This is a genomic window from Variovorax sp. P2_H12 (genome assembly GCF_056403395.1).
The window spans coordinates 24,704-34,346 of sequence record NZ_JBFUFO010000059.1; the positions used below are offsets into that span (position 1 = coordinate 24,704).

At 71.1% G+C, this 9,643-nt stretch carries 9 protein-coding genes and 1 pseudogene; 4 read left to right on the forward strand and 6 right to left on the reverse strand.

Annotated features, from left to right (window positions below):
- Window positions 1–25 precede the first annotated feature (25 nt).
- A complete protein-coding gene (locus tag AC1DYK_RS32225; protein WP_478169999.1) occupies window positions 26–1,477 on the forward strand; it encodes an aldehyde dehydrogenase in 1,452 nt (483 codons plus the stop codon).
- A gap of 88 nt (window positions 1,478–1,565) precedes the next feature.
- Window positions 1,566–2,600, forward strand: coding sequence for an NADP-dependent oxidoreductase (locus AC1DYK_RS32230; RefSeq protein ID WP_478170000.1), 1,035 nt, complete (start codon window positions 1,566–1,568; stop codon window positions 2,598–2,600).
- 87 nt (window positions 2,601–2,687) lie between these two features.
- On the opposite strand, the gene AC1DYK_RS32235 is transcribed toward AC1DYK_RS32230, so the two are convergent.
- The 5 genes from AC1DYK_RS32235 to AC1DYK_RS32255 form a co-directional block, all read right to left on the reverse strand.
- Entirely contained in the window at window positions 2,688–3,533 is an 846-nt protein-coding gene (locus AC1DYK_RS32235) for a DMT family transporter (protein WP_478170001.1), read from the reverse strand.
- Between the two features lie 61 nt (window positions 3,534–3,594).
- Window positions 3,595–4,293 carry a helix-turn-helix domain-containing protein gene (locus AC1DYK_RS32240; RefSeq protein ID WP_478170002.1) on the reverse strand — a complete coding sequence of 233 codons (699 nt, stop codon included), beginning with the start codon at window positions 4,291–4,293 and terminating at the stop codon, window positions 3,595–3,597.
- A gap of 38 nt (window positions 4,294–4,331) precedes the next feature.
- Complete coding sequence (locus tag AC1DYK_RS32245) at window positions 4,332–5,456, reverse strand: SLC13 family permease (RefSeq protein ID WP_478170003.1); 1,125 nt, start codon at window positions 5,454–5,456, stop codon at window positions 4,332–4,334.
- The gene (locus AC1DYK_RS32250; RefSeq protein WP_478170004.1) at window positions 5,443–6,987 is read right to left on the reverse strand and encodes a class I adenylate-forming enzyme family protein; all 1,545 of its coding nucleotides are present in this window, start codon (window positions 6,985–6,987) and stop codon (window positions 5,443–5,445) included. The genes AC1DYK_RS32245 and AC1DYK_RS32250 overlap by 14 nt, the downstream gene beginning before the upstream one ends.
- Window positions 6,988–7,040: 53 nt before the next feature.
- Window positions 7,041–8,054 carry a GlxA family transcriptional regulator gene (locus tag AC1DYK_RS32255; RefSeq protein WP_478170005.1) on the reverse strand — a complete coding sequence of 338 codons (1,014 nt, stop codon included), beginning with the start codon at window positions 8,052–8,054 and terminating at the stop codon, window positions 7,041–7,043.
- Between the two features lie 94 nt (window positions 8,055–8,148).
- On the opposite strand from AC1DYK_RS32255, the gene AC1DYK_RS32260 reads away from it, so the two are divergent.
- Both AC1DYK_RS32260 and AC1DYK_RS32265 read left to right on the forward strand, forming a co-directional pair.
- The gene (locus AC1DYK_RS32260) at window positions 8,149–8,619 is read left to right on the forward strand and encodes a tautomerase (protein WP_478170006.1); all 471 of its coding nucleotides are present in this window, start codon (window positions 8,149–8,151) and stop codon (window positions 8,617–8,619) included.
- Window positions 8,616–9,446 (forward strand): dienelactone hydrolase family protein, encoded by an 831-nt coding sequence (locus tag AC1DYK_RS32265; protein WP_478170007.1) that lies wholly within the window; start codon window positions 8,616–8,618, stop codon window positions 9,444–9,446. Before AC1DYK_RS32260 ends, AC1DYK_RS32265 begins: the two co-directional genes overlap by 4 nt.
- Here AC1DYK_RS32265 and AC1DYK_RS32270 read toward each other — a convergent pair.
- Window positions 9,443–9,643, reverse strand: a pseudogene (locus AC1DYK_RS32270) (lipoyl synthase); the annotation flags it as partial. The gene AC1DYK_RS32265 and the pseudogene AC1DYK_RS32270 sit on opposite strands and share 4 nt — an antisense overlap.

Consider the following 9,643-nt stretch of genomic DNA (forward strand, 5'->3'; position numbering starts at 1 on the left):
CACTTTCACTTCGAGAAGCTCTTCCATGATCTCCATCTCCATGCTCATCGACGGCGAGCGCCGCCAGGCCGCGGACGGCGCCAGCTTCGAGCGCCGCAATCCGCTGGACGACAGTGTCGCCACCCGCGCCCCCGCCGCCACGCCGGCGGATGCCGTCGCCGCGGTCGAGGCCGCGCACCGCGCCTTCGCGGCCTGGTCGCAGACCGGGCCCGGCGAGCGCCGCGCGCTGCTGCAGAAGGCGGCGCACGCGCTCGAGGCGCGCGCCGGGGCCTTCGTGCAGGCCATGGCGCGCGAGACCGGGGCCTCGGCGATGTGGGCCGGCTTCAACGTCCACCTGGCGGCCGGCATCCTGACCGAGGCGGCCGCGCTGACCACCCAGATCGGCGGCGAGGTCATTCCCTCGGACGTGCCGGGCAGCCTCGCGATGGGCGTGCGGCAGGCCGCCGGCGTGGTGCTCGGCATGGCGCCCTGGAACGCGCCCGTGATCCTCGCCACCCGCGCCATCGCGACGCCGCTGGCCTGCGGCAACACGGTGGTGCTCAAGGGCTCGGAGCTGTGCCCCGAGACCCACGCGCTGATCGTCGAGGCGCTGAACGACGCCGGCCTGCCGCCCGGCGTGGTCAATTTCGTCACCAACGCGCCGGCCGATGCGGGCGCGGTGGTCGAGGCGATGGTGGCGCATCCGGCGGTGCGCCGCGTCAACTTCACGGGCTCCACGCGGGTGGGTCGCCTGATCGCTCAGACCTGCGCCAGGTACCTCAAGCCGGTGGTGCTCGAGCTCGGCGGCAAGGCGCCGCTGGTGGTGCTGGACGACGCCGACATCGATGCCGCGGTCAACGCGGCCGCCTTCGGCGCCTTCGCCAACTCGGGCCAGATCTGCATGTCGACCGAACGCATCGTGGTCGACACGTCGATCGCCGATGAATTCGTCTCGAAGTTCGCAGCCAAGGCCGCGAGCCTGCCGGTCGGCGATCCGCGCCAGGGCCCGGTGGTGCTCGGCTCGGTGGTCGACATGAGCACCGTGGCGCGCTGCAACGCGCTGATCGACGACGCGCTCGCCAAGGGCGCCCGGCTGGTGTGCGGCGGCCGCGCCGACGACACGCTGATGGCGGCGACGGTGATCGACCATGTGACGCCGGAGATGCGCATCTACCGCGAGGAATCCTTCGGCCCGGTGAAGGCCGTGGTGCGCGTCCGCGGCGTCGAGGAGGCGATCGCCACGGCCAACGACAACGAGTTCGGCCTCTCGTCCGCGGTGTTCGGGCGCGACGTCGCGCGGGCCTGGAACGTTGCGCGCCGCATCGAGGCCGGCATCTGCCACGTCAACGGCCCCACGGTGCACGACGAAGCCCAGATGCCCTTCGGCGGCGTCAAGGCCTCGGGCTACGGTCGCTTCGGCGGCAAGGCGGGCGTGGAGGCCTTCACCGAACTGCGCTGGATCACGGTCCAGACCACGCCGCGCCACTATCCCTTCTGAGCGGCGTGCCTTGTCGCCTTGGCTACCGGCGCCGGCGCAGGCCGGGGCTACGATGCGCCGGCATCAGACACCCCAAGGAGACACGCGCATGAGCAGCACCCTCAGCAATCGCCAGGTCCGCCTCGCCAAACGGCCCGAAGGCGCGGCCACGCGCGACAACTGGCAGTTCACCACCGAGCCGGTCTCGGATCCCGCCGAAGGCGGCGTCCTGGTCAAGACCCTGTCGCTCTCGCTCGACCCCGCGATGCGCGGCTGGATGAACGAGGGCAAGAGCTACATCGCGCCGGTCGAGATCGGCGCCGTGATGCGCGCCGGCGGCGTCGGGCGCGTGATCGCGTCGCGCAACCCGGCCTTCGCGGTCGGCGACACCGTGTACGGCACGCTCGGCGTCCAGGAGTACGTGCTGATCCCCCAGGAGGAGATCCAGCGCAACGGCCTCGCCAAGATCGACCTCGGCGCCGGCTCGATCACGCAATGGCTCAACGTGCTGGGCATGCCCGGCATGACCGGCTACTTCGGCCTGATGGACGTCGGGCAGCCGAAGCCGGGCGATACCGTGGTGGTCTCGGGTGCGGCCGGCGCGGTCGGCCAGACCGTCGGCCAGCTCGCGAAGATCAAGGGCTGCCGGGTGGTCGGCATCGCCGGCGGCCAGGCCAAGTGCGACTGGGTGGTGAAGGAGCTGGGCTTCGATGCCTGCATCGACTACAAGGCCGGCGCCTCGGCGGTGCGCGAGGGCCTGAAGGCCCATTGCCCCAAGGGCGTGGACATCTACTTCGACAACGTCGGCGGCGAGATTCTCGACACGGTGCTCGCCAAGCTGGCGCGCGGCGCCCGCATCATCATCTGCGGCGCGATCAGCCAGTACAACAACACGACGCCGGTGCAGGGACCGAAGAACTACCTGAGCCTGCTGGTGAACCGCGCCCGCATGCAGGGCATCGTCGTGTTCGACTACGCCGACCGCTATCCGGTGGCGATCGCCGAGCTGTCGGGCTACCTGAAGGACGGCCGCATGAAGAGCCGCGAAGACGTGGTCGAGGGCATCGACACCTTCCCCGAGGCGCTCACGCGCCTGTTCACCGGCGAGAACTTCGGCAAGCTGGTGCTCAAGGTCTCGGACTGAACTGGCCCCCACGCTCCTCACTTCGTGTGTCGCTGCCCCCCGAGGGGGCCGCAGGCCGCCTTGGGGCGGCCCGGCGCCGGCCTGGGCCTAGCGCGCCCGCGTACCCATCACGGCGGCGCTGATGATCAGCACCGCGGCCAGTGCGATGCTCCAGCTTAGCGGCCGTCCGGTGACCAGCAGCAGCAGCGCGGTCGACGCCAGCGGCGTGATGTAGCTCAGGATGCCGATCTGCCGCGCATCGCCGCGTTTGAGCGCCAGGTCCCAGAAGAAGAAGGCGGCACCCAGCGGGCCCAGGCCGCACAGCGCGACCAGCAGCCAATCGCGCGACGAAAGCGCGGCCGAGGGCTCCAGCAGCGCGTGGCACAGCAGCGACAGCGCCCCCGAGACCAGGCCGAACAGGCCGATCGCCCGGGTCGCAAAGGCGGGCACGCGCCGGGTCCACAGCGAGAAGCTGGCCCAGATGAAGGCCGAGCCCAGCGCCGGCAGGAAGCCCCAGTAGCTGCCGCCCCCGGCGCTCGAGGCGCTGCCGCGCGCCCCGAGGATCGCGATCGCCGCGCCCGTGAAGCCCAGCAGCGCCGCCACCACGTGCAGCGGCCGCAGCGACATGCCCGGCAGCAGCACCGGCGCCAGCACCACCATGAACAGCGGCCAGAGGTAGTTGACCAGGTTGGCCTCGACCGGTGGCGCATGGCGCAGCGCGATGAAGAGCAGGAAGTGGAAACCGAAGAGCCCATAGACGCCCAGCGCCAGCGTTCGCAGCGGGACCGCCCAGGCGCGGCGATCGCGCAGCACCAGCGGCCAGCTCAGCAGGCTGCCGATGATGAGCGCCAGCCCTGTCAGCAGGAAGGGCGGCAGGTGCGAGAGCGAAGTGCCCAGCGAGGCCAGGGTGGCCCAGAGGGCGATGGCGGCGAGGGCGTTGAGCGTCGGGGACATGCCGCCGAGCTTAAGCGGGCAGATCGTCGCGCAACGCCGGGGCGCCGTCGCGCAATGACGGTCAGGCGTGGCGTCGCAGGGCGGCGGTGAGCGCCGAAGGCGATTGGTAGCCCGTGCGGCGAGCGGTCTCTGCAACGCTGATGCCGCTGCCGCGCAGATGCCGCGCATGCGCCAGGCGTTGAATTCGCAGCCAGTGCATCGCGCTCACGCCCTGCTCGTCGCGGCAGCGCTGCGCGAACTGGCTGGGGCTGAGGCAGGCCACCGCTGCCAGATCCGCGACGCCCAGCGGCCGGTGCCAGCGCAGCTGCGCCCAGGCGGCCAGCGCCGTCCAGTCGATCGCGCGGCCGCGCGCCAGCGACACCGCAGGCCCCCAGGCTTCGAGCAGCAGGGAGGGCGCATGGTGCAGCGCCAGGGCCGGCGGCGAGGGCTGCGCGAAGCAGTGCGCAAGGTAGCGCGACAGGGCCCGCATCGGTTCGGCCGCGGGTGTGCGTCCGGCGCAACGCGTCCACAGGTCCTGCGCCGTGTCGAGCACCAGGCATTGGCTGCCGGTCTTCGATTCGAAGTCGTGCCGGTCGCCGGGCGCGATCACCCAGCCGTCGCCTGGGCCGAGCCGGCGCAGCCGGCCTTCGACCTCGAGTTCGAGCACGCCATCGAGCCCCACCAGCACCTGGAAGTGTCCATGCGCATGGCTGCCGCGCGAGGCACCGTAACGGCGCAGCGAGAGGCCGTGCGAAGAGGCGGGGGATTCGTGGCGCGGCATGGCGAGGCCGTCGATTCTGCGCGCCTCGCCGGGGCCTGTCACCCCAGCCGCAGCAGCAGCGCCGAGGCGCCGCAGACCAGCAGGAAGGGGATGCTCAGGCGATGGAATTCGCGCAGGCCGTTGGGCAGCTTCGCCAGCCGCAGCGCGATCAGGTTGGCCAGCGAGCCCAGCACGCAGCCGAAGCCGCCCACGCTCACGCCCGCGGCCAGCGCCGGCAGGTCGTGCACGAAAGGATCGAGCACGATGGTGGCGGGCACGTTGCTGATGAACTGCGAGGTGAAGATCGCCGCCAGGTAGGCGCGCCATCCTTCGCCGATCGGCCACTGGCCGAGCAGCGTCGCGATCGTGGGCAGCTCGGCCAGCTGGCGCAGGTCGACGAACATCAGCGCGATGATCGCCAGCAGGGCCCAGTCGATGCCCAGCAGCACGCGCGGGCGCAGCAGCAGGAAGGCGCCGAACACCATGCCGAGGCCGGCCAGCAGCCAATGGCGGTCGAGCGCGATCACGAAGCCGACGAACAGCAGGCCCGACAGCGCCAGCAGGCGCGGCTGCACCGGTGCCGCGTCGCTCGCCGCCGGCTTGAGCGCGATCGGGACCCGCGGCACCATGAACCAGATCGCGGCGAACAGCCAGAACAGCATCACCGCCACGGTCGGCGCCATCATCGTCACGAAGCCGACGAAGCTCTCGCCCGAGCGATGCCAGAGGAACAGGTTCTGCGGGTTTCCGATCGGCGTCAGTGCCGAGCCGGCATTGACCGCCAGCGCCTCGATCACCACCAGCCGCGCCAGCGGCAGGTGCGCCTGGGTCGCGAGCACGCGCGTGAGCGGCACCAGCAGGAACAGGCTGACGTCGTTGGTCACCAGCGCCGACAGGACGGCGGCGCTGGCGGCCAGCAGCAGGACCAGGCGGCGCAGGTCCGTGGTGCGCGCGAGCAGCCGCGCCGCGGCGGCCTGCAGCATGCCGCTGCGCTCGACGCCCTGGGTGATCGCAAGCAGCCCGGCCAGCGCACCGAGGGTCTGCCAGTCGACCAGCCGGAGGTAGTCCATCGGTGCGCGAGGGCGGACCAGCGCGAACAGGGCGGCGGCGGCCAGCAGCACCCACAGCAGGCCATGGCCGCCGCCGTGCTCGGCAGTGGCCGGGACGGCGTCAGCCGGCGTCACGCTCACGCAGCTCGCGCTTGAGCACCTTGCCAATCGCGCTGCGCGGGAGCTCGTCGATGAACTGCAGGCGGGCCAGGCGCTGGGTCTTGCCGAGCTGGTCGTTGGTCCATTGCAGCAGCGCCTCGGCCGCCGTGTCGTCGCCGCTGCGGCGCACCACGAAGGCCACCGGCGTCTCGCCCCATTGCTCGGAAGTCACGCCGACCACCGCCACGTCGGCCACCGACGGATGGGCGCGCACCACGGCCTCGAGGTCGCTCGGATAGATGTTGAAGCCGCCGCTGATGATCATGTCCTTCTTGCGGTCGAACAGCGTCAGGAAGCCGTCGTCGTCGAAGCGGCCGACGTCGCCGGTGCGGATGAAGCGCTTGCCCGTGGGATCGAACCACTCGGCCTCGCGCGTCTTGGCCGGCTGGCGGTGGTAGCCGACCATCATGCCGGCCGAATGCCCGACCACTTCGCCGTCCTCGCCGCGGGCGACTTCGCGGCCTTCCTCGTCGATCAGCCGGATGTCGCTGCCTTCGGCCGGCCGGCCCACGGTGTGCAGCTTGTCCGGGTGCAGGTGGGCCTCGAGGATGCAGGTGCCCCCGCCTTCGGTCATGCCGTAGAACTCGATCAGGCCGCCGGGCCAGCGCTTGAGCACGTCGGCCTTGAGCGCCGCGTTGAAAGGCGCGCTGGTGCTGAACTTGTACTTGAAGCTCGCGAGGTCGTGGGCATCGAAATCGGGTCGTGCCATCAGGCGCTGGTACTGCACCGGCACGAGCATGGTGTGCGTGACGCGGCGGCTTTCGGCGAGCTTCAGGTACGCGGCCGCATCGAACTTCGGCATCAGGACCACGCAGCCGCCGAAGGCGATGGTCGGGAAAAACACGACCAGCGTGGTGTTGGAGTAGAGCGGCGTCGACAGCAGCGTGACTGTTTCGGGCCCGTACTCGTACGTGGCGCCTCGCTGCACGTGGGCCCAGCGCATGCCATGGCCCTGCACGATGCCCTTGGGCTCGCCCGTGGTGCCTGACGAATAGATGATGTTGAAAGGCGAGGAGCGCTGCAGTTCGACCTCGACGGGCCGCGCGCCGGCCGGTGTGAGCCAGGCCTCCAAGTCGGCGCCGGCGGCCGAGCCATCGAGCGCGAGGCGCGGGATGGCACCCGGCGTCGCCGGCCCGATCACCTCGGCCGCTGCCTGGTCGACGAACAGGATGCGCGCGCCCGCGTCCTCGATCATGCGCGCGAGGCTGGCGGGCGTGGAGCCCGGCGCCAGCGGTGCGACCGCGACGCCGGCGCGCAGCGCACCGAGGAACACGGCCGCGTAGTTGACGCTCGAGGCGGCACAGATCGCGATGGCGTCGCCGGCGCCGAGTCCGTCGCGCTGCAGGCTGGCCGCGATGCGGTCCATCAGCGCGTCGAGCGCGCCGTAGCTCAGTTCATGCGTGGCGTCGGCCAGGGCGGGACGTTCGGGCGCTTGCTGCGCGTGGATGGCAATCAGATCGGCGATCAGGCCGAAGTCGCGTTGGATGGCTGCCTCGAAATTGCTCATGGTCTCTTCAGCTTCTAGGGGTCGGGCGATGGCCGCGAGGGGCCGCATGAATCTTACGCGTCGCGCACGGCCGGGGCCGGGCCGGCGCGAGCCGATCGCCGAGCCGAGCGAAACTGGCTCGGCGCGGCGCCGGCCGCCCTGCGCATGAGCCGTCGCAGCGCCGTCGCGTCCTCGTAGCCCACCTCGGCCGCCACTTGCTCGACCGTCATTCGGCTCGACTCGATCAGCATGCGCGCCCGGTTGAGCCTCACGCTCTGCACCAGCGCCAGGGCGCCCTGGCCGGTCGCGGCGCGCACCTGCCTCGCCAGTGTCCGCTGCGACATGGCGAATCGATCGGCCAGTGCCGCCACGCTGGGCGGATGCGGCAATGCCGACTCGATGCACTGCGTCAGGCGCGCGACCAGTGGGTTGCCGTTGGACATCATGGAAGGCACCGCGAACGGCGCCTGCGCCTGGCGCCCGTCGATGAGCAAGACCCGGCCGACCGCGTCGGCGAGTGCCGTGCCGAAGCGTGTGCGCAGGAGTTGGAGCATCAGGTCCGATTGCGCGAAGGCGGCACCGGCGGTCGTCACCGGTCCATCGGCGCACACCATGCGATCGGCATCGACGACGCAGCCCGGTTCGATGCGCCGCAGCTCGGGTGCGAGCCACCACGAGGTCGTGACCCGCCGGTGCCGCAGCAGGCCTGCCGCCTGAAGCAGGAAGACCGCCGAGCAGGATGCGGCGACCGCGCCGCCTCGCCCACCGTGCCGCCTGACGGCGGCGATCGCGGACGCGATGTCGGCGCTCGCCMGGCGGCGCGCCAGTTCCGAGGGGTCGTCCACGCCCAGGCCGGGAAGGATCCAGGTCGAGGCATCGGCGCGCGAGCGCGCGGGCAAGGCCGCGGTGTCGACCCGCAGGCCGCTGCTGAGGGCCACGCCGCCGCCGTTCGGCGACATCACGCGCCACCTCGGTCGCGGCGACTTCGCCCGCGGCGCCAGCGCGACAGCGGCATTCAGGATGTCGAGCGTCACGGCCACGCTGGTGCCGTAGGCGCCGGGCAGGATCAGGACAGTGAAGTCGTGCATGGCTGAAAACGCCCGAAAAGGGGTTAATTGGACACTGGAAGTCTAAGGCGGCGCGGGTTGCAATGGCGATCCGCAACCCAGAAAAAGGACGCCCGTGCCCACGATCCTCGTCGACATCCCCAAAGACGCCTTCCCCGGTGCAGCCCGCGCCGCGCTGGTTCGAGGCCTCAACGACGCCGCGGCGGTGGCCGAGCAGATTCCGGCCGATCCGAGGCAGCGATCCTTGTGCTGGGTCGTCGTCAACGAAGTGGCCGTCGGCGGCTGGACCTGCGGCGGCGTCGACCTGACTTCGCAGTTGCTGCCCTGCAGCGCCAGGATCTACTTGCCATCGGGCGTTCTGGATGAGGCGTCGCGAGCCAACTACGTGCAATGGGTGCACGCATCGTTCGAACAGGCGCTGCCCCCCGACGATCGGCGGCGCCTCGTCACGTCCGTGCTTCTGCAGGAGGTGGCTGACGGCCGCTGGGGTGTCGGCGGCGCCGTCTGGACGCTGGCGGACTTTGCCCGGGCGGCCGGCTTCGCCCATCTGCAGCATCTCGTCGACCGTGGCCAGGAAGCCCGATGAAGGCGGACCGCAACCTGATCCTGCCCGATCCGTTGGACGATTTCGATCCGCGCGAGATCATGCTGGATGGCGTCGCCAAGGTGGTGCACGTGGCCGGCACCGGCCCGGCCGTGATCGTCATGACCGAGATGCCGGGCATCAGTCCGCATGTCGCGCGATTCGCCCGCTGGGTCCGCGACGCGGGGTTCACCGTCTACATGCCGTCGCTGTTCGGCCGCGACGGGGCGGTGCCGGAGGTCGAGGAGGGCGCGGCCACGTTCCGGCGAGCCTGCGTCAGCGCCGAGTTCCGGGCCTTCGCGGCCGACCGGGCCAGCCCCGTGACGCACTGGCTGCGCGCACTTGCGAGCTTGGCCCATCGGCAGTGCGGCGGCCCGGGCGTCGGCGCCATCGGGATGTGCTTCACAGGGAATTTCGCGCTGACGATGACGCTCGAGGCGTCGGTGCTCGCGCCGGTCCTGTGCCAGCCATCGCTGCCGCTGGACCAGCCGGCTGCGGTCGAAAGTCCGCCGGAGGAGCTCTGTGCGGTGAGGCAGCGCCTGGAGCGGGACCAGCTGACCGTCATGGCCTATCGCTTTGAAGGAGACCGGTTCTGCACGGCCCGGCGCTTTGCCGCCTATGCCGAGGCCCTGGGCGATCGCTTCATTGCGCGCGTGCTGCCGGACAGCGCCGCCAACCGCGACGCGCTGGCGCCGTTTTTCGCCCAGGTGGTCGCGAGCCCGCACAGCGTGGTGACCGCCCATCTGATCGACGAGGCGGGCCAGCCGACGATCGCCGCGCGCGACGAGATCCTGTCGTTCTTCGCCCTGCGTTTGGCCGTCGCCCGCTAGACCCCGGCGGCGTGGGCCTGCTGGTCGGCGTGGTAGCTCGAGCGCACCATGGCGCCCACTGCCGCATGGCTGAAGCCCATCCTGTAGGCCTCTTCCTCGAACATCTTGAAGGTGTCGGGATGCACGTAGCGGCGCACCGGCAGGTGGCTGTTGCTGGGCGACAGGTACTGGCCGATGGTCAGCATGTCGATGTCGTG

What these genes read in the sequence shown, in the direction of transcription:
- AC1DYK_RS32240 (WP_478170002.1), bottom strand. Translation starts at nt 4,293, where the DNA reads ATGCCGCGCCACGAATCCCCCGCCTCTTCGCACGGCCTCTCGCTGCGC.
- AC1DYK_RS32265 (WP_478170007.1), top strand. Translation starts at nt 8,616, where the DNA reads ATGAAGGCGGACCGCAACCTGATCCTGCCCGATCCGTTGGACGATTTC.
- AC1DYK_RS32235 (WP_478170001.1), bottom strand. Translation starts at nt 3,533, where the DNA reads ATGTCCCCGACGCTCAACGCCCTCGCCGCCATCGCCCTCTGGGCCACC.
- AC1DYK_RS32250 (WP_478170004.1), bottom strand. Translation starts at nt 6,987, where the DNA reads ATGAGCAATTTCGAGGCAGCCATCCAACGCGACTTCGGCCTGATCGCC.
- AC1DYK_RS32225 (WP_478169999.1), top strand. Translation starts at nt 26, where the DNA reads ATGATCTCCATCTCCATGCTCATCGACGGCGAGCGCCGCCAGGCCGCG.
- AC1DYK_RS32230 (WP_478170000.1), top strand. Translation starts at nt 1,566, where the DNA reads ATGAGCAGCACCCTCAGCAATCGCCAGGTCCGCCTCGCCAAACGGCCC.